Annotated in this window: 19 protein-coding genes; 4 read left to right on the top strand and 15 right to left on the bottom strand. The window is 63.1% G+C overall.

Annotated features, from left to right (window positions below):
- Positions 1–259: 259 nt before the first annotated feature.
- The 6 genes from ACF8SD_RS07660 to ACF8SD_RS07635 all read right to left on the bottom strand — a co-directional run bounded on the left by ACF8SD_RS07660 (position 260) and on the right by ACF8SD_RS07635 (position 5,560).
- Positions 260–913 (bottom strand): HAD family phosphatase, encoded by a 654-nt coding sequence (locus tag ACF8SD_RS07660; RefSeq protein ID WP_029885876.1) that lies wholly within the window; start codon positions 911–913, stop codon positions 260–262.
- 14 nt (positions 914–927) lie between these two features.
- The gene (locus ACF8SD_RS07655; RefSeq protein WP_392484150.1) at positions 928–1,917 is read right to left on the bottom strand and encodes an ABC transporter ATP-binding protein; all 990 of its coding nucleotides are present in this window, start codon (positions 1,915–1,917) and stop codon (positions 928–930) included.
- Position 1,918: 1 nt separating this feature from the next.
- Entirely contained in the window at positions 1,919–2,713 is a 795-nt protein-coding gene (locus ACF8SD_RS07650; protein ID WP_173887868.1) for an ABC transporter permease, read from the bottom strand.
- Positions 2,703–3,551 carry an ABC transporter permease subunit gene (locus tag ACF8SD_RS07645; RefSeq protein WP_173887869.1) on the bottom strand — a complete coding sequence of 283 codons (849 nt, stop codon included), beginning with the start codon at positions 3,549–3,551 and terminating at the stop codon, positions 2,703–2,705. The genes ACF8SD_RS07650 and ACF8SD_RS07645 overlap by 11 nt, the downstream gene beginning before the upstream one ends.
- On the bottom strand, positions 3,530–4,336 hold the full coding sequence (locus tag ACF8SD_RS07640) for an alkaline phosphatase family protein (protein WP_173887870.1): 807 nt from the start codon (positions 4,334–4,336) through the stop codon (positions 3,530–3,532). Before ACF8SD_RS07640 ends, ACF8SD_RS07645 begins: the two co-directional genes overlap by 22 nt.
- Positions 4,337–4,495: 159 nt before the next feature.
- Positions 4,496–5,560: an ABC transporter substrate-binding protein gene (locus tag ACF8SD_RS07635; RefSeq protein WP_392484149.1), complete on the bottom strand. Its 1,065-nt coding sequence runs from the start codon at positions 5,558–5,560 to the stop codon at positions 4,496–4,498.
- A 318-nt stretch (positions 5,561–5,878) separates the two neighbouring features.
- Between ACF8SD_RS07635 and ACF8SD_RS07630 the strand changes: the two genes are divergently transcribed.
- The gene (locus ACF8SD_RS07630) at positions 5,879–6,592 is read left to right on the top strand and encodes a UTRA domain-containing protein (protein ID WP_173887872.1); all 714 of its coding nucleotides are present in this window, start codon (positions 5,879–5,881) and stop codon (positions 6,590–6,592) included.
- Between the two features lie 100 nt (positions 6,593–6,692).
- Here ACF8SD_RS07630 and ACF8SD_RS07625 read toward each other — a convergent pair whose 3' ends face one another.
- The 7 genes from ACF8SD_RS07625 to minC all read right to left on the bottom strand — a co-directional run bounded on the left by ACF8SD_RS07625 (position 6,693) and on the right by minC (position 13,449).
- Complete coding sequence (locus tag ACF8SD_RS07625) at positions 6,693–8,846, bottom strand: mechanosensitive ion channel family protein (protein WP_173887873.1); 2,154 nt, start codon at positions 8,844–8,846, stop codon at positions 6,693–6,695.
- Between the two features lie 44 nt (positions 8,847–8,890).
- Positions 8,891–9,058, bottom strand: a complete 168-nt coding sequence (locus ACF8SD_RS07620) for a hypothetical protein (protein ID WP_009686254.1) — start codon at positions 9,056–9,058, stop codon at positions 8,891–8,893.
- Between the two features lie 185 nt (positions 9,059–9,243).
- Entirely contained in the window at positions 9,244–10,533 is a 1,290-nt protein-coding gene (locus tag ACF8SD_RS07615; RefSeq protein WP_173887874.1) for a M18 family aminopeptidase, read from the bottom strand.
- Between the two features lie 173 nt (positions 10,534–10,706).
- On the bottom strand, positions 10,707–11,342 hold the full coding sequence (locus ACF8SD_RS07610; RefSeq protein ID WP_029885883.1) for an RluA family pseudouridine synthase: 636 nt from the start codon (positions 11,340–11,342) through the stop codon (positions 10,707–10,709).
- A 154-nt stretch (positions 11,343–11,496) separates the two neighbouring features.
- Complete coding sequence (gene minE / locus ACF8SD_RS07605) at positions 11,497–11,751, bottom strand: cell division topological specificity factor MinE (RefSeq protein WP_009682849.1); 255 nt, start codon at positions 11,749–11,751, stop codon at positions 11,497–11,499.
- 3 nt (positions 11,752–11,754) lie between these two features.
- Positions 11,755–12,567 carry a septum site-determining protein MinD gene (gene minD, locus ACF8SD_RS07600; protein ID WP_003252574.1) on the bottom strand — a complete coding sequence of 271 codons (813 nt, stop codon included), beginning with the start codon at positions 12,565–12,567 and terminating at the stop codon, positions 11,755–11,757.
- Positions 12,568–12,687: 120 nt separating this feature from the next.
- A complete protein-coding gene (minC, locus tag ACF8SD_RS07595) occupies positions 12,688–13,449 on the bottom strand; it encodes a septum site-determining protein MinC (RefSeq protein WP_173887875.1) in 762 nt (253 codons plus the stop codon).
- A 111-nt stretch (positions 13,450–13,560) separates the two neighbouring features.
- Between minC and ACF8SD_RS07590 the strand changes: the two genes are divergently transcribed.
- On the top strand, positions 13,561–14,496 hold the full coding sequence (locus ACF8SD_RS07590) for a lipid A biosynthesis lauroyl acyltransferase (RefSeq protein WP_173887876.1): 936 nt from the start codon (positions 13,561–13,563) through the stop codon (positions 14,494–14,496).
- Positions 14,497–14,521: 25 nt separating this feature from the next.
- Complete coding sequence (locus ACF8SD_RS07585; protein ID WP_392484148.1) at positions 14,522–15,673, top strand: patatin-like phospholipase family protein; 1,152 nt, start codon at positions 14,522–14,524, stop codon at positions 15,671–15,673.
- Positions 15,674–15,727: 54 nt separating this feature from the next.
- Here the strand turns inward: ACF8SD_RS07585 and ACF8SD_RS07580 are convergent, their stop codons facing one another.
- Positions 15,728–16,555: a VacJ family lipoprotein gene (locus tag ACF8SD_RS07580; protein WP_392484147.1), complete on the bottom strand. Its 828-nt coding sequence runs from the start codon at positions 16,553–16,555 to the stop codon at positions 15,728–15,730.
- On the bottom strand, positions 16,548–17,846 hold the full coding sequence (locus ACF8SD_RS07575) for a serine/threonine protein kinase (RefSeq protein WP_173887879.1): 1,299 nt from the start codon (positions 17,844–17,846) through the stop codon (positions 16,548–16,550). The genes ACF8SD_RS07580 and ACF8SD_RS07575 overlap by 8 nt, the downstream gene beginning before the upstream one ends.
- A gap of 190 nt (positions 17,847–18,036) precedes the next feature.
- On the opposite strand from ACF8SD_RS07575, the gene ACF8SD_RS07570 reads away from it, so the two are divergent.
- Positions 18,037–18,405, top strand: a complete 369-nt coding sequence (locus ACF8SD_RS07570; RefSeq protein ID WP_173887880.1) for a hypothetical protein — start codon at positions 18,037–18,039, stop codon at positions 18,403–18,405.
- The last annotated feature ends 30 nt before the right edge of the window (positions 18,406–18,435 follow it).

The following is an 18,435-nucleotide window of genomic DNA, read 5'->3' as shown; positions in this document are numbered from 1 at the left end:
GGGCTGGGGTGGCCGGTAGCCCTGCGGGGCCGGCCGGCATCATCGATCGATGTAGGAGCGGGTTCACCCGCGAATACGGTGGTGCCGGCAATGCACAATGCCTGGCAGAAACTGGCCCGCAGGCCTGGCCGTTTCGCGGGTGAACGAATCACGCAGGCTTTTCGAATTTTGAGAAAGACGGTTGCTCCTACAGGAGGTTGCATTTGCTTGTAGGCGCGGCCTTGTGTCGCGAACGGGGCGCAAAGCGCCCCTACGGCCCTCAAGTCCAACTCAAAACAGGCCAGCCATTCTTCTCAGCATGCTCGCGCAACACCCCATCCGGGTTCACCGCATAAGGGTGATCCACCTTCAACAACAACGGCAGGTCATTCCTCGAATCGGAATAGAAACTCGCCCCCTCCAGGTTCTCCTGCTCCTGGTCCAGCCATTCCAGCAGCCGGGTAATCTTGCCTTCGCGGTAGGTCAGTACCCCATGGGTGTTGCCGGTATACACCCCGTTCACCGCCTCCAGCTCGATCGCCAGGTACTCATCCACCCCCAGCCGCGCCGCAATCGGCCCGACCAGGTGCGTGCCTGAAGCCGAAATGATCAGGATGCGGTCACCGCGCTTGCGGTGCTCGGCAATGCAGCGGCAGGCGTCACCGTAGATGATTGGCTCGATCACCTCTTCAACCCACGGCTCCACCAGGTGCTCGACCTCTTCCAAGGTGCGCCCGGCAATCGGCTCCAGGCTGAAGGCCATGTAGTCCTCCATCTGCAGGTGGCCTTTGCCGTACGCTTCCATCAGCTCATGGTCGCGGCGCAGGAATTCCTTGCCATCGACCCAGCCCAAGCGGGCCATCTGTTCACTCCACAGCGACGCGCAGTCGCCGTGGATCAGGGTTTCGTCCAGATCGAAAATTGCCAATGCCATGGTGTTGCATCTCCTTAGGCCACTTCGCGTAGCGCCGTGGGGTCGATCGACAGACTCACCCGTTGCCCGTCTGCATGCAGGTCGGCCGGTGAGCGGTTGAGTACGTCGACCACCAGTTCCACGCCACGCACTTGAACGCGGTAGCGGATCACGTTGCCCAGCAGGCTATGGCTGCGTACCTCGGCGTCGCGCTCACCCGCCAGGCCCAAGGTGATGGATTCCGGGCGGATCGCCAGGCGGCAGGCCACCGGCCGTTGCAGCAGGCGGCTGGCGCTGTCCGCGTCAAGCAGGTTGTAGTTGCCGATAAAGCCTGCGGCAAACAGGTCCACCGGCGCAGTGTAAAGGGTTTCGGCATCGCCGCTTTGCACAATGCGCCCCTGGTTCATCAGGAAGATACGGTCCGACATGGTCAGCGCCTCCTCCTGGTCGTGGGTGACGAAGATGGTCGTCAGCCCCAGTTCGCGCTGGATCGCGCGAATTTGCTCGCGCAGGTGCTTGCGGATACGTGCATCCAGTGCCGACAGCGGCTCGTCGAGCAGCAGCAGGCGTGGCCGGGTGACCAGCGAGCGGGCCAAGGCCACGCGCTGGCACTGGCCGCCCGACAACTGGTGCGGGTAGCGCCCGGCAAAGGTGCCCAGCTCGACCAGGTCAAGTGCCTCGCGCACGCGCCGCTGGCTTTCCTCGGCCTTGACCTTCTGCATGCGCAGGCCAAAGGCAACGTTCTGCTCCACGGTCATGTTGGGGAACAGCGCGTAACTCTGGAACACCATGCCGATGCCGCGTTGCTGCGGGCTCAGCGGCACGATGTCGTGGCCGTCCAGCAGGATCTGCCCGCGGTCCACCGGGGTGAGCCCGGCGATGCAACGCAGCAGCGTGGACTTGCCGCACCCGGAGGGGCCGAGCAGGGTGACGAATTCGCCGCGCTCGATGTGGCAGTCGATGTTCTCGAAAACCGTGTTGCCGGCATAGCTCTTGTGCAATTGCTGTACGCTGACGAAGCTCATGTCAGGTCTTGTCCTTGTTCAGGCGGTTGGCAACCCAGGTCAATATCAGCACGAAGGCGAAGTAGGAAATCACCAGCGCGCTGTTGAAGTGGCCACTGCTGTTGCGCATGTTGTTCAGGTACACCTGCAGGGTCTCGTAGCGGGTGCCGACCAGCAGGTTGGCGAACACGAATTCCCCGAACAGGAACGAGAACGACAGCAACAGCGCCACCATCAGGCCCTTGCGCAGGTTAGGCAGCACCACCAGCAGTGCGGCTTGCCAGGTGCTGGCGCCGAGCAGCTGGGCTGCGTCCATCAGGTCGTGCAGGTGAATGGCCTGCAGGTTGTTGGTGATGGCCCGGTACATGAACGGCAAGGCGATGGTGAAGTAGCAGCCGATCAGGATCCACGGCGTGCCGACCATGGCCATCGGCCCGCTGCCGTACAGCTGCAGCAGCCCTACCGACGACACCACCGGCGGTACCGCGAAGGGCAGCAGGATCAGGATGTTCATCAGCCCGTCGAGCCTGGGGAAGTGGTAGTGGACCACGAACAACAGGGGCAGGATCAGCACCACCGACAGCAGCAGCGCCCCCACGCAGACCAGCAGCGACTGGCCGAACGCCGCCAGGAAGCGGGGTTCGCTCCACAGCGCGAGGTACCACTTGAACGTCAGGCCGCTGGGCAGCAGGCTGGCCGACCAACTGGTGGCCAGCGAGTAGAGCAGGGTGCCGGCCAGGGGCAACAGCAAAATCAGGAACAGCAGGTAGACCACGGCGCGGTGGTACCAGCCGCCGGCACGGGTTTCAGCGCGCATGGTAGCTCCGTTTCAGTAGCCATTGGTGCACCACCGTGACCAGCGTCATCAGCCCTACCAGGACCATTGCCAGCGCGCTGGCCAGGTTGGGATCGAGGCTGATATCCCCGGCCACCAAGCCAGCGATGCGGATCGGCAGTACGTTGAAGTTGCCAGTGGTCAGCGCGTACACGGTGGCGTACGCGCCAAGGGCATTGGCCAGCAGGATGACGAAGGTGCCCAGCAGGGCCGGGGTCAGCACCGGCAGGCCGATGTGCCGCCAGAACTGCCAGTGGCTGGCGCCCAGCAGTGCCGCCGATTCACGCCAGTCTTCGCGCAGCGCGTCGAATGCCGGGTACAGCAGCAGCACGCCCAGCGGGATCTGGAAGTAGGTGTACACCAGGATCAGGCCGTTTCTGGAATAGATGCTGAAGTCTTCCAGCAGGCCGATCTGCTTCAGCAGCAGGGTCAGTGCGCCGTTGAAACCGAGCAGGATGATGAAGGCAAAGGCCAGCGGCACCCCGGCGAAGTTGCTGGTCATGTTGGCGAAAGCGCTGACGAAGTCGCGCAGCCTCGAGTCTACCTGGCGCAGCGAATAAGCACCGAGGGTCGCGATGACGATACCGAACAGGCTTGACCAGAAGCTGATCTCCAGGCTGCGTTGCAGTGCCTGCAGGTAGAACTTAGAGGTGAACACCTTGCTGAAGTTGGCCAGGCCCCAGCCGGCTTCCGACTGCACGCTGTTGATCGCCACCCAGGCCAGCGGGGCGATCTGGAAGATGACGAAGAACACCGCGAACGGCAGTAGGCACAGCAAGGCCAGGTAGCGGCTGCGGTTCACTTGAGCAACTCCCTGCATACCGTTTTGTCGTGCGCCACGCCCAGCAGCTCGCAGATGGTGCCGCATAGCTCGGTCTGCTGTGGCTTGGCGGCCGGGTCAAGGCTGAAGGCTTCGCCAAAGACGAACAGCGGCACTTCGCGTTCCTCGGTGAGCAAGCCATTGTGCGAGCGGTCGTTGTTCATGCCGTGGTCGGCAGTGACCAGTACCTGGTAGCCCTCTTCGAGCCAGCCTGGCAGGTAGTCGGCCAGCAGGATGTCGACGCTGCGCGCGGCATTGCGGTACTGGCTGCTGTCCAGGCCATGGTGGTGCCCGACATCATCGATGCTCATGGGGTGCAGCAGCAGAAAGTTCGGGGCGTGCCGCCGGCGCAGGTACTCGCCGTCGGCCAGCAGGTGTGAGTCGGGGTAACGGTCGTCCCAATAGAACAGCCCGTGCTGGATCGGCAGCTTCGGCGCGTGGGTATGGCGGTCGCGCTGCGGGTCGAAAGGGGCGCGGTTGTACAGCTCGCTCATCCAGTGATAGGCCGCTGCCGCCGTGCCCAGGTTGGCCTCGCGCGCGTAGTGGAACACGCTGCGTTGGTTGGACAGGCGGTTGACGCCGTTATGCACGATACCGCTGTCGATCGGCGCTACGCCGGTGAGGATGCACTCGTACAACGGCCGTGACAGCGATGGCAATTCGCATTCCACGCGGTACAGCGCGGCGCGGTCGGCTTCGACATAAGCGTGCAGGTGGCCCATGGCATGGTGGGCGACCTGGTAGTTGAGGCCGTCGAGCAGGACCAGGATGACGTTGTGTTGCATGGTGGCTCCCAATGAGCTGCAGGCGGTTCTAGCTGAAAGCTGAAAGCTGAAAGCTGAAAGCTGAAAGCTGAAAGTTGCAAGCTACAAGCTGCAAGAAGAAGCCGGCATGGCGCACACCGGCTTCCACTTGTAGCTTGCAGCTTGAAACTTGAAGCTTCTTCATTCCATCTCGATGATCACCTGCTCCTGCCACAATTGCGGCAGCTTCTTCGAGGTCGTTTCCCAGGCTTCGGCATTCTTGATCGGCTGCGCCGCACCGTACTGCTCGTTGGGCAGCAGTTTGGCCTGCACGTCTTCCGGCAGCTTCATGTGCTCGGCCCGGATCGGCCGTGCGTGCCCCTTGGCCAGGTTGATCTGCCCGGCGTCGCTGAAGATGTATTCACGCGTCAGCTTGGCAGCATTGGGGTGCTTGGCGTATTTGTTGATCACCGTGGTATAGCCGGAAATCACCGAGCCGTCGGCCGGGATCAGCACTTCAAAACGCTTTGGGTCGATCTGCTCGCGGTAGCTCAGGCCGTTGAAGTCCCATACCACGCCCACTTCGACTTCACCCTTTTCAAGGGTCTGGATGGTCGGGTTCGCCAGGGACAGGCGCTTCTGCTGGGCCAGCTTGGTAAACAGTTGCAGGCCTGGGGCCAGGTTGGTCTCGTCACCCTTGTAAGCGATCGCTGCTGCCAACACCCCGTTGGCCGCCTGGGCAGCGGTGCTGACGTCACCGATGGCGACCTTGTACTTGCCTTCCTCCAGGTCGTGCCAGGTTTTCGGGCGTTCGCCTTCCTTGACCAGGTCTTTGTTGATGATGAAGGCGATGGTGCCGGTATAGGCCAGTGCCCAGTGGCCGTCTTCGTCCTTGGCCCATGCCGGCACCTGGTCCCAGGTGCTGGGCTTGTACGGTTGGCTGACACCCTTGGCCACTGCAATCGGGCCGAAGGCGGCGCCCACGTCACCGATATCGGCGCTGGCGTTGTCTTTCTCGGCCTCGAACTTGGCCAGCTCCTGCGCCGAGCTCATGTCGGTGTCGCTGTGCTTGAGGCCATATTTGCTGGCCAGGTCTTCCCAGGTGCCTTTCCAGTTGGCCCAGGCATCGGGCATGCCCACGCTGTTGATGGTGCCTTCCTTGCGGGCGGCGTCTTCCAGGGCTTTGAGGTCAGGGCCGGCGGCCAGCGCCGAGGTGCACAGGGTAATGGCCGAACCGAGCAGTGACGCCATGAACAACTTTTTCATCCGAAGCTCCTTGGTATGGGTGCCTGTAGCGATCGTTGTTAGGAGTGAAGGGGTTGTCTGGTGACCGTTGGTCTAGGTCAGCAAACCTTGAGCCAAGGTAGGCCGCTTGCGTGACAATTTGATGTAGGGGAACACCGGCAACGGCCCTGCGACTAAAGCGTAGACCACGGAATTCAACCGGTCGGGCGGCATTGGCGCGTTTCTGGCAAGGGTCGCGGCAGGCGCTTGTCACAGGATATTCATCAGCCCTGCCTAGGCTGCACTAATCTTCACAGGCCCCTTAGTGGGGCTGGACTAGTCCAGATAGGTAACCTTTTGATGCAGTCGACGCCCCCGCGTGCGGTAACAGCCATCTGCCATGCCCTGCAGGAGCAGATCGAGCACGGCTTGCTGGAGCCGGGCGGCAAATTGCCGGCCGAGCGCCGGCTGAGCGAGCTGTTTGGCACTACGCGCATTACCCTGCGCGAGGCGCTGGTGCAGCTGGAAGCCCAGGGCCTGATCTACCGCGAAGAGCGGCGCGGCTGGTTTGTGGCGCCGCAGCGCCTGACCTACGACCTCATCGAACGCAGCCACTTCCATGCCATGGTGCGCGCCCAGGGGCGCGTGGCCACCACCGAGCTGCTGTCGGCGCGACTGCAGCCAGCCTCGGCGGCCATCTGCGCGCGCCTGCAGTTGCCGGCGTTGTCCAGTGTGGTGCGCATCTGCCGGTTGCGGCGCATTGATGGGCGGGCAGTGTTGTATGCCGAGCACTACCTCGACCCCCGGTATTTTCCGGACATCCTCGAGCATGACCTGGCGCAGTCGCTGACCGAGATCTATGGGCGGGTGTATGGCATCGAGTATGGGCAGGTGTGTTTCGAGATCCTGCCAACGGCATTGCCGGTCGAAGCGGCGGGGGCGTTGAAAGTATCGGCGGGGAGCCCGGGGCTGCACATTACCCGGGTCAACAGTGACCAGTATGGGCACCTGATCGACTGTGACCTGGAGTATTGGCGGCATGATGCCATTCGTATTCGTGCCCAGGCGGGCTAGGGTGTTGGCTGCTTCGCGGGCTTGCCCGCTCCCACAGGTACTGCACAGGCCTTGAACACTGTGATTACCCTGTGGGAGCGGGCAAGCCCGCGAAGAGGCCCTAACTGGAGGAACCGGTTTCCGCCATCCCGCCACCCCCAGCGGTCACCACCTGCACCGACAACCGTGGCGTCGCCAGGTCCAGCCCGGCCTCGTCCAGCTGCCGCTTCAGCGCCAGGTTGAACGCCCGCGACACTTCCCACTGCTTGATCGGCGCGGTCTTGAACCGTGCCCGCAACACCGCCGAACCCGACTCGAAGCTTTCCACCCCCTGCAGCTCCAGCGGCGACCAGATATTGCGGCGCATCAGTGGGTCGTTGCGCAGTTTTTGCCCGACTTCGCGAATCAGCGTGATGGCCTGGTCGATGTTCATGCTGTGCGGGATCGCCACCCGGAAGATCGCGTAGCCGAACTCCCGCGAGTAGTTCTTGATGCTCTTGATTTCGCTGAACGGAATGGTGTGCACGATGCCGTCGATATCGCGCAGGCGCACAGTGCGAATGGTCAGCCCCTCGACGGTGCCCAGGTGGCCGCCGACATCCACGTAGTCGTCGATGGCCAGCGAGTCTTCGATGATGATGAACAGCCCGGTGATCAGGTCGGCCACCAGCGACTGCGCGCCAAAGCCGATGGCCAGGCCGATCACGCCGGCACCGGCCAGCAGCGGGGTCACGTTCATGCCCATGTTGGCCAGGGCCACGATCACGGCAATGATGAAGATGACCACGAACATCACGTTGCGGATCAACGGCATCATGGTTTGCGCGCGGGCATTGGCCAGCCCCCGGCGCGAACGCACCAAGGCATGGTGCACGGCGGTGTCGGCCAGGATCCACACCAGCCAGGCGACGATCAGCGTGCCGGCCAGCCCCAGCAGGCGCACGCTGATGTCGTGACCGTCGCCCTCGGCGAAGGTGATCATCGACAGGCCCCACACGCGCAGGCCCAGCTCGATGAACAGCAGCCAGATGAGGATGTGCACCAGCAGGTAGCCAAAGTTGCGCAGGCGTTCGGCATAGACCGCCTGACGCTTGGCCGCCCGCTTGGGGTTGGCTGCATGCCGGCGCACCAGGCCATTGAGCACCATGCACACCACCACCAGCACCGTGCACATCAGCGACTGGCGCAGCGCGGTGCTGGTGTCACCGGCAGAAACGAAGGTGGCGAACAGTGAAATCGCCACCAGGATCAGTGCGGGAATGAACCAGAAGCTGCCCAGGATCTCGATGGTGTCGCTGAGCGTGCGCCGCGTCAGGCGCCGGGACAGCGGCTGGTTGCGGATCAGGTGGGCAATCGGCCGGCGGAAGCGCAGGATGAACAGCCCGGTACACAGGGCGGCAATCACATTGGCCAGGGTTGCCAGCGCATGCGCCAAGTGGGTACCCAACGCTACCAGCAGGCGAGGGTCGCTCATGGCCTCGCCAAAGGCGGCGAAGCTGCCGATCAACCACAGCGGCCGGAACGCCTGGTGCCGCAGGATATGCAGGGCGCGGTGGCGGTGCGGGCCGTCGAGCAGCGAAAAGGCGATGACGCACACCGCCGAGAAGCAGGTGCCCACCACCAGCGCGTAGGCCAGCACCATGGCCAGCGATTTGCCCAGTGACGGCGGCAGCACGAAGCTCAGGTACACGGTGAACACCAGCGCCACCAGCCAGGGGCCCAGCTTGCGCAAAGCAAAGCGCACCAGGTCCCAGGTGCGTGGGTGTTGTGGGAGTTCTTCACTCAGGCCAAATCGCAGGCGTATGCGGTGGCCGACCCAGTTGAAGAAGTAGGCCAGCAGGCTCCACACGGCAATCACCGCGGCAAAGCCAAACAGGATGGCCGGCCACTGGTGCACGGGCACCATCAGCTCGGTCAGCTCGACCTGGGCCTGTTCGATTTCCGCCGCCCAGCGGTGGAACGGGCTGGCATCGCCACTGAACTGTTTTTCGAAGTCACTCAGCGCACCGCCGATCAGGCCGAGCACACCTTGCTCGACACTGGGCTGTGTTTGCCGGGTGGCATCGCGCAGTTTTTTCAGGTCGGCCAGCAGCTTGGCCCGTTGCTGGTCGTTCTCGAGGTTCTTGATCACCTCGTCCAGCGACTTGCCCAGTGGCTCGGTGGCCTCCGGCTGCGCGGGCGCGCTGCTGCCCAGCAGGCTGGGCAGGCCCGCTGCCTGCACCGGGGTGATGAACAGCAAGAACAGTAGGAACAGGAAACGCAGAAGGGCAGGCACTGGCAAATCTACCTCAGGTCAAACGATTGCCCGAGTGTAGAGGTTTATGTCGGCAGTTTCTCGAGGATCTTCCAGCAGGTAAGGCCGAAGATGCCCAAGGTGCCGATCCACATCATCAGCACACCGATGCTGCGTTCGCGCATGCTGAAGCCAACGGTCAGCAACAGCAGGAACAGGAAAACCGGCACGAACAGGGACAGGAACGGGGACATGGACAGCAATCCTTTTGCAGTGGGGCCATGCAGCAAGCATAGCGGGTGGCAAGCGAAGCGGAATTGACCTTGAGCAGGCCAGGCCCTGTCGCCGGCAAGCCTGCTCCCACAGGTCCCCTGCAGGCCCAGGTATCGTGGGGACCTGTGGGAGCTGGCTTGCCAGCGATAGGGCCAGACCTGCCTCCTCAAGGCAGGTCGCGGCACCGGTAGAACGCTGTCAGCACCTTCACCAGGTGCGCCAGGTCATGGCTACCACACAGCTCGCGAATCGAGTGCATGGCAAAGGTCGGCAAACCGATATCCACGGTGCGCACACCCAGGTGGCTGGCCGTGATCGGCCCGATGGTCGAGCCACAGCCCATGTCGCTGCGTACCACGAAGCTCTGCACGGGCACTTCTTCGGCCATGCACAGGTGGCGGAAGAACCCTGCGGTTTCGCTGTTGGTAGCGTAACGCTGGTTGTTGTTCACCTTGATCACCGGCCCGGCGTTGAGTTTGGGCCCATGGTTGCCGTCGTGCTTGTCGGCATAGTTGGGGTGCACGCCGTGGGCGTTGTCGGCCGATACCATCAGCGAGCGCTGGATGGTGCGCACGTAGGTGTCGCCGTCGGGCAGCAGGCGTTGCAGGGTCTGCTCCAGCATCGGGCCATCAGCGCCGCAGGCCGAGCAGCTTCCAACCTCTTCATGGTCGGTGCACACCAGCACGCAGGTTTCGTCGCTGTCGGCGGCCAGCAGTGCCTGCAGGCCGGCGTAGCACGACAGCAGGTTATCCAGGCGGGCCGCGGCGATGAAGTCGCCGTTCAGGCCGATCAGGGCGGCTTGCTGGGTGTCGTAGAAGCTCAGTTCGTAGTCCAGCACCACGTCGGCGATCAGCTCGTGTTCGCGGGCCAGTTGCTCGGTGAGCAGGGCGCGGAAGTCGATGCGTTCGTCACCGGCCACCTGGGCCAGGATCGGCGGCAGTTCGTTCTGCGGGTTGATCGCCCACCCCTCATTGGCGGTGCGGTTCAGGTGGATGGCCAGGTTGGGGATGATGGCAAGGGGCAGTTTGAAGTCGATCAGTTGGCTTTCGACCTTGCCATCACGGCGGTAGGTGACCCGCCCGGCCAGGGACAGGTCGCGGTCAAACCACGGCGCCAGGAGGGCGCCACCATACACTTCCACACCCAGTTGCAAAAAGCCCTGGCGCTGCAGCTCGGGCTGCGGCTTGACCCGCAGGCAAGGGCTGTCGGTATGCGCGCCGACCATGCGGATACCGTGGTGTAGCGGGGCTTGCTTGCCCAACTTGATGGCGATGATCGACGAATCGTTGCGGGTAACGTAGTAGCGCCCGCCCGGCACTGTGGCCCAGCTATCACGCTCGTCCAGGCGCTGGTAACCGGCTGCCTCCAGCCGTTGGGCCAGGCTGGCGGTGGCATGGAAGGGCGTGGGGGAGGCCTTGAGAAAGTCGATAAGGCCAGAATTCAGTGCATCGCGCATAACTCACTCCAATTCGAGCTTCAAGCTAAAAGCTTCAAGCCATAAGCTACAAGCCATAAGCTACAAGTCGTAAGCTACAAGCTTCAAGCAAAGGCAGTCCGCGGAGCAAGCTTCCACGCGATCTGTCTTTGCTTTTTCTTGCAGCTTGAAGCTTGCAGCTTGCAGCTTGCAGCTTAAAAAGGTGCAGGGCACTCGAACTTCAGCCGTTGCCCGGAAACCGGGTGGGTGAAGCTCAGCATCGAGGCGTGCAGGCACAACCGCTCATGCGCCGCCAATGCCTGCGGGTTGGCATACAGGCGATCGCCCAGCAACGGGTGCCCGATCGACAGCATGTGCACGCGCAACTGGTGTGAACGCCCGGTGATCGGGGTCAGCTCCACCCGGCAGTGGTCGCCACAGCGCTCTACGATGCGCCAGAAGGTCAGGGCATGCTTGCCTTGCTCATGGTCCACCACGTGGCGGGGCTTGGTCGGCGGGTCGTAGCGCAGCGGCAGGTCGATGCTGCCGCTGTCCAGCGCCGGCTGGCCCCAGCACAATGCGGTGTAGGCTTTTTCGGTTTCACGGTCGTGGAACTGGCGCGACAGCTCGCGGTGGCTGTCGGCATCGCGGGCCAGCAGGATGATGCCCGACGTTTCCCAGTCCAGGCGGTGCACGATCAGGGCGTCGGGGTAGCCGTTTTCCTGCAGGCGAGTGATCAGGCAGTCCTTGTTGTCGTCGGCGCGGCCAGGCACCGACAGCAGCAGCGTCGGCTTGTTGATCACCAGGATGGCGGCGTCTTCGTGCAGGATCTGGATGTTCGACAGCGGCATTGCTCGGTCTCGGTCATATCGGGGAAAACCAATGGGGCCGCTTTGCGGCCCATCACCGGCAAGCCAGCCCCACAGGTACAACGCGGACCCTGTGGCAGCTGGCTTGCCGGCGATGGGCTGCAACGCAGCCCCAATGGTCAGGCAGGTCGCTTTATCAGCGATCTGGCAAGGTGATGTTCAGCTCCAGAATGGAGCAGCTGCCCTGGTTCTCCAGCTCGATATGCACATCATCATTGCCGATGTTCACATACTTGCGGATCACTTCCAGCAGTTCTTTCTGCAGCTCCGGCAGGTAGTCCGGCTCGCTGCGCTGGCCGCGCTCGTGCGCCACGATGATCTGTAGACGCTCTTTCGCCACCGACGCGCTGGTCTGTTTCTGCCTGCCACGAAAGAAGTCAAAAAGGTTCATGGTTTATTTGCTCCCGAAAATGCGCTCGAAGAATCCTTTCTTCTGTACATCGATGAAGCGCATTGGCTTCTCTTTGCCCAACAGGCGGTCGACTGCATCGCTGTAGGCCTGGCCAGCGTCGCTCTGGTCATCGAGGATGACCGGGATACCCTGGTTGGAAGCCTTGAGCACAGCCTGAGACTCCGGGATGACGCCTTTGAGTTTGATCGACAGGATTTCTTCGACGTCGGCCACGCTGAGCATTTCGCCCTTCACCACGCGCTCGGGATGGTAGCGGGTGATCAGCAGGTGCTCCTTGATCGGCTCTTCGCCGTTCTCGGAACGGCGCGATTTGCTCGACAGAATACCCAGCATGCGGTCCGAGTCACGTACCGACGACACTTCAGGGTTGGTCACGACAATCGCTTCATCGGCGAAGTACATCGCCAGGTGCGCGCCTTTCTCGATACCGGCCGGCGAATCGCAGATCACGTACTCGAAGTCCTTTTTCAGGTCCATCAGTACCTTTTCCACGCCTTCCTGGGTCAGCGCGTCCTTGTCACGGGTCTGGCTGGCGGCCAGCACGTACAGGTTCTCGAGGCGCTTGTCCTTGATCAGAGCCTGTTGCAGGTTGGCTTCGCCGTTGACCACGTTGACGAAGTCGTACACCACGCGGCGTTCGCAGCCCATGATCAGGTCGAGGTTACGCAGGCCCACGTCGAAGTCGACGATGACGGTCTTGTGGCCGCGCAGAGCGAGGCCGGTACCAATGGCGGCGCTGGTGGTGGTCTTGCCCACACCCCCCTTGCCGGAAGTAACCACGAGAATCTTGGCCAAGGTGTTTCACCCCTAAAATAGTCGGGACACTTGTCCCTGCAAAAAACTGAAATAGCTTTAATAGCTCAAATAAAAGGCAACTGTAAAAAAAGTTGCACTAAAAATGCTGGCAAGTATCCGTTAAAGACGGGTGATGTTCAACACGTCACCAGACAGGCTGACTTGCACGCCAGTGCCCCACAGCGGGTCACGGCGCAGGTCTTCGCAAACCTTGTACTGGCCAGCGATGGAGACCATTTCGGCGGTCATCTGCTGGCAGAAGATACGTGCCTTGGTATTGCCTTTGATGCCGGCCAGGGCGCGGCCGCGCATGGCGCCGTACACATGGATGTTGCCATCGGCCAGAAGTTCCGCACCCGGGCTGACCGAAGCCGTTACTATCAGATCGCCACCTTGGGCGTAGATCTGCTGGCCGCCGCGTACGGGCGAAGTGATGATGCGGGTCGGGCGCACCTCCGGCTCCGGGGCGGGGGGCGGTACCGGGGCGGGTTCAGGTTTTTTCACCACTTCGGGTTCGGGCTCCAGCGGCCGCTCACGGGCGCCGGACGGCGGCAGTACGGGCAGGTCGATGGCGATGGCGGCGGCGATGTCCTCGATGCGGCTGGCACGAATGGCCAGCGTGCGCAGGCCATGGTGGCGGCAGATCCGCATCAAGCCGGGCAGGTCGATTGCCCCTTCATCGGCAGGCAGCTTGTCCAGCGCCAGCACCAGCGGCGTGTTACTGAAGAAGTTCGGCGCTTGTGCGACTTTGGCCGCCAGCTGGCGGTCCAGGGCTTCAAGGTCATTGCGCGCCAGTTCCAGTACGGTGATGGCAAGCATGCTGCCCTTGAGCTGGAACACGGAAGCGGTGTCGGGTGTGTGGTTTGGGCTCATGGTCTGCATAGACGGCTTGTTGCGGAAAAAGTGCCCTGACTTATAACGAGAACACCGGTTGCCCGCAACATGCGCTGATCCGTTGTAGAATGCGCAGCCTTTGTCTTTCCGGATGCTTCAATGGAACGCCCGCGTTTTCGTCGCCATTACCTTCACCCAAAATTCTGGGGCCTGTGGCTGGGCCTGGGCCTGCTGTGGCTGGTAGTCCAGTTGCCGTACCGGGTGCTGTTGAAAATCGGTGCCGCGCTGGGCGCGGTGATGTACCACTTTGCCGGCGAGCGCCGGCGCATTGCTGCGCGCAACCTGGAGCTGTGCTTTCCAGAGCTGTCAGTCGACGAACGGCAGCGTTTGCTGAAAGCCAACTTCGCTTCCACCGGCATCGCCTTTTTCGAAATGGCCATGAGCTGGTGGTGGCCCAAGGCGCGGCTGGCACGCCTGGCCCATGTCGAGGGCCTGGAGCACCTGCAAGCCGCACAGCAGGCGGGGCAGGGGGCCATCCTGATGGCGGTGCACTTCACCACCCTGGAAATCGGCGCGGCGCTGCTGGGCCAGCAGCACACCATCGACGGCATGTACCGCGAGCATGGTAACGCGCTGTTCGATTTCATCCAGCGCAGCGGGCGCGAGCGTCACAACCTCGATTCGCTGGCGGTGGAACGCGAGGATGTGCGTGGCATGCTCAAGCTGCTGCGTTCGGGCCGGGCGATCTGGTACGCGCCGGACCAGGACTACGGCACCAAACAGAGCCTGTTCGTGCCGCTGTTCGGCATACCCGCCGCGACGGTCACGGCCACTACCAAGTTTGCCCGGCTGGGCAAGGCGCAGGTCATTCCGTTCACCCAGAAACGCCTGGCCGATGGCAGCGGCTACCGGCTGGTGGTCCACCCACCGCTGGCGGACTTCCCCGGGGAAAGCGAAGAGGCCGATTGCCTGCGCATCAACCAGTGGGTCGAAAGCGTGCTGCGCGAATGCCCCGAGCAGTACCTGTGGGCGCACCGCCGCTTCAAGTCGCGGCCCGAAGGGGCTGAGCGGCTGTATGACAAGAAAAAGCGTTGAACCCTGTGTCGTCGGGAAGCACGCCATGGCCCCACCTGCGGTAACCGGCCTTATCCTATCTGGCGGTGGCGCCCGCGCCGCCTATCAGGTCGGTGTACTGGCCGGCATCGCCGAGCTGTTGCCGGCCAGCGCAGCCAACCCGTTCCCGGTGATCGTTGGCACCTCGGCGGGTGCCATCAACGCCGTGACCCTGGCCAGCGGTGCCGGCCAGTTCAACGCAGCCGTGCAACGGCTGACGCACTTCTGGCAGAACGTACGTAGCCACCTGGTGATCCGCAGTGATTGGCCTGGGGTGGTGCACCAGGCCAGCCGGTTTGTCGGCCACAACCTGCTTGGGCTGGGCGGCCAGGCGCCCGTGGCGTTGCTCGACAGCCGCCCGCTGCGCACCTTGCTGGAGGCGCAGCTGAACCTGGATGGCATTGGCCAGGCCTTGGCCTCCGAGCAACTGCGCGCGGTAGCGGTTACCGCCTTCGGTTACGAGTCCGGCCAGGCGGTGACCTTTTACCAGGGCCGGGGTTCGATCGAGGCCTGGTTGCGCCACCGCCGCATCGGCGTGCCCACGGCGCTTGGCATCGACCACCTGCTGGCCAGTGCGGCGATTCCGCTGCTGTTCGCGCCGGTGCAGTTGGGTGACGAGTATTACGGTGACGGTGCGGTGCGACAGTCCGCTCCGATAAGCCCGGCCCTGCACCTGGGCGCCAGCCGGGTGCTGGTGGTCGGCGTCAGCGGCAACCCGCAGCGGCCGGCGCCACCCTTGCCAACCCAGCGGGTGTTCAGCGGGCGGCAGCCGAGCCTGGCGCAGATCGGCGGGCACCTGCTCAACAGTACCTTTATTGACAGCCTGGAAGATGACATCGAACTGCTGCAGCGGCTCAACCACCTGGGCCGGCTGTTGCCGGCGCACCTGGACGCACGCCGCCTGGGCCTGGCACCGATCGACGTGCTGGTTGTTGCGCCCAGCCAGCCGCTGGACGAGATTGCCGCGCGCCACCGCCGCGACCTGCCGGCGGCACTGCGCCTGTTCCTGCGGGGGCCGGGCGCAACCCGCACCAGTGGGGCGGGGGTGTTGAGCTACCTGCTGTTCGAAGCCAGTTATTGCAGTGAGCTGATCGAGTTGGGGCGCCGCGATGCCTTGGCCAAAAAGCGCGAGCTGTGCCAGTTCCTGGGTATCGGATAACGCCTGCGCCGGCCCTTTTGCGGCATTGCACCGCCGCCAAAGGGCCCGGCCGGCTTACTCGGCTATTTGCAGCTTGCGCGACTGGGTATAGACGTAGCGCACCTTCTCATACTCGAACGGCGAGTTGAGCTGGCCATAGCGGAATTTGGTATTGTAGCGTTTGTCCACCACGCGCAAGGCGAAGATCTCGGGGTGGTCTTTGCTGACGTCGGCCACGTTGAGGTAGTTGATGCTCTGCTCGCCGGCGTAGTCCACTGCCAGGCCGGTGGTGTCGCGCAGGTTCGACGGGCCCAGCAGCGGCAGCATCAGGTACGGCCCTTCGGGTACCCCGTAGAAGCCCAGCGTCTGGCCAAAGTCTTCGCTCTGCCGTGGCAGGCCCATGCTGGTCGCCGGGTCCCACAGCCCGCCCACGCCAATGATGGTGTTGAACATCAACCGCGCGGTGATCTCGGCCGAGCGTTTGGCCTTGAGCTGCAGCACGCTGTTGAACAGGTTCGGCACATCGCCCAGGTTATTGAAAAAGTTGCTGACCCCGGTGCGGACGAAGCTTGGCGTGACGTACTGGTAGCCGTTCACCAACGGCAGCAGCACCCACTGGTCGAGGCGGTAGTTGAAGTGGTAGATGCGCCGGTTGACCGACTCCAGCGGGTCGTACACGTTCAGCGCCTCCAACGTGGAGCGCTCGAACTCCCGCTGGTCCAGGCCGGGGTTGAATTTCAGCTCGCGCAGCGGGTCGAGAAAACCGTCGGACTCGGGCACCAGTGGCGCTGTGCCAACCACCTGCGGGTCGGCCTCGACCACGCTGGCCCGCGGTGCGGTTTCGGCGGCCAGGGTGTGGCCGGCGGCTAGCAGGGCAGTGGCGAAGAGGAGTTTGTTAACCACGGAAGAACTCCAGCATGGCGTCGCTGTTGACGCGGTAGTTGAGGTTGCCGCAATGGCCGCCATGGGGGTAGAGGGTCAGCCGGTCACCAAAGACCTTGCGCAGGAAGCCAATGTCGCCCGGGCCGAGGATGACGTCGTCGGCGTTGTGCATCACCGCGATCTTGTCGCTGCTGTGCAGGTAGTCTGCCAGCGAGTACAGGCTGACCTGGTTGATCAGTTGCAGGATGCTGTTGCCGTCGGTGCGTGCCCGCCACATGGGGATTACCTGTTCGGTCATGTAGCAGTCGAAATCACACTGCAGGGCACGTTTGAAGAACGGCGTGAGGCTGCTGCCTTCGGTGATCGGGTACTTCGGCGGAATGATCAGGCCGCGACGGTTGATCAGGTCGGAGGTAAAGGCAATGTCGGCCGCCGAGAAGCGGAACGAGGTGCCGATCAGCATGGCCATCTGTTCGTTGGACAAATGTTGCTTCGACTGCTGGAAGTCGTACAGCAGGGCATCGTTGAGGTCGATGTAACCCTTGTCCTGGAAGTAGCGGGTGAGCTTTTGCAGCATCAACTCGTAGAAGGTGGTGCTGCGGTCGATGCCCTTGACCTGGGTTTGCACCAGCTTGTCGAGGTTGTTGATCGAGGTGTACAGGTTGACCGGCGGGTTGAGCAGCAACACGCGCTTGAAGTTGAAGCTGCGGCGGGTTTCGTCCAGGTGGCTGACGAACGCCGCGTCGAGGGCCCCCAGGCTGTAGCCGGTCAGGTAGAAGTCGCTGACCGGCAGGCGCGGGTGCTGGGCACGCACGGCCTGCATGACCCGGTACAAGTCTTCGGCGTCTTCCTGGGTGATGCCGGGGGTGGCAAAGCGCGAGGCGGCGCTTATGAAGTCGTAGCTGGTAGGCGACGACAACTGCACCACGTGGAAACCGGCCTGATAGAACAGCTTCTTCAGGTATTCGTTGATGGTGCTGGTGTAGGCGGCCCCGGTGCCGGCGATGATGAAGATCAGCGGCGCCGCGTGGTCCTGGCGGGCCAGGCGGTACTTGAGCTTTTTCACCGCCCAGAAGTTGTCGGGCAGGATGAACTCGCGCTCCGGGCGCAGGTTCAGGCTGTAGTCGGACTGGTCGATGTCTTCATCGCTGGGCAGGGACGGGCGCTGCTCCGGCGGTGTGGTGGCGATGGTGGCCTCGAACGGGTTGGTCAAGGGGTAGCCATAGCTGGCGGCGTCGATATCGCGCGCTGAAGCGGCCACAGCCATGAGCAGGCCACCGAGCAAGGCAGCGAGGCGCAAAGTACGAAGCATGTAATCCCCCAAAAGAACGCAAGGTCAAGCGTATGCAGGCTAGGACCACTGCAGGCTGAACAAAGTTGCCTGGCGTAGTGGCCTTTGGTGTCCTTGTTATCTGCAACATAGCTGCAGGCCGACAATTTTGCCTTATCAGGGGCGATGGGTGATCATCGTTTTCTTCAATAGTGACTGTAGGGAAAACAGGATGTCTCGTGCGTTGCCGGCAGCCATGGTCATGCTGTTCATCGGGCTGTGGCTCGCAGCCAGTTATGCGGTGCGTTACGGGCTGATGGAAGACGGCCAGTGGGTCGGCCTGTGCACGTTACCGGCGGCGTACTGGCAGTGCGAGGTCCGGTCGTTGCTGGGGCTGGGCATTCACCACCAGGTGCTGGCCTGGGGCGGGTTGGGCCTGGCCCTGTTGGCGCAGGTGGTCGCCGGCCGTGCAGGCTGGTGGCTGGCCTTCCTGGCCCTGGTGCTCGCGGTGCCGGCGCTGGTGCTGTATACCGCCAGCATTGCGGTGTTTGCGCTGGTGCTGGCGGGCTTGCGGTTGGTCCGGTCGCAGCAGCGGGCCTGACCAGGCCAACCGCCGCCACGAATGCGCGCC

This window comes from Pseudomonas sp. CJQ_9, from assembly GCF_043106615.1.
GTDB lineage: Bacteria > Pseudomonadota > Gammaproteobacteria > Pseudomonadales > Pseudomonadaceae > Aquipseudomonas > Aquipseudomonas juntendi.
This window is presented reverse-complemented; position numbering and strand designations above follow the sequence as displayed.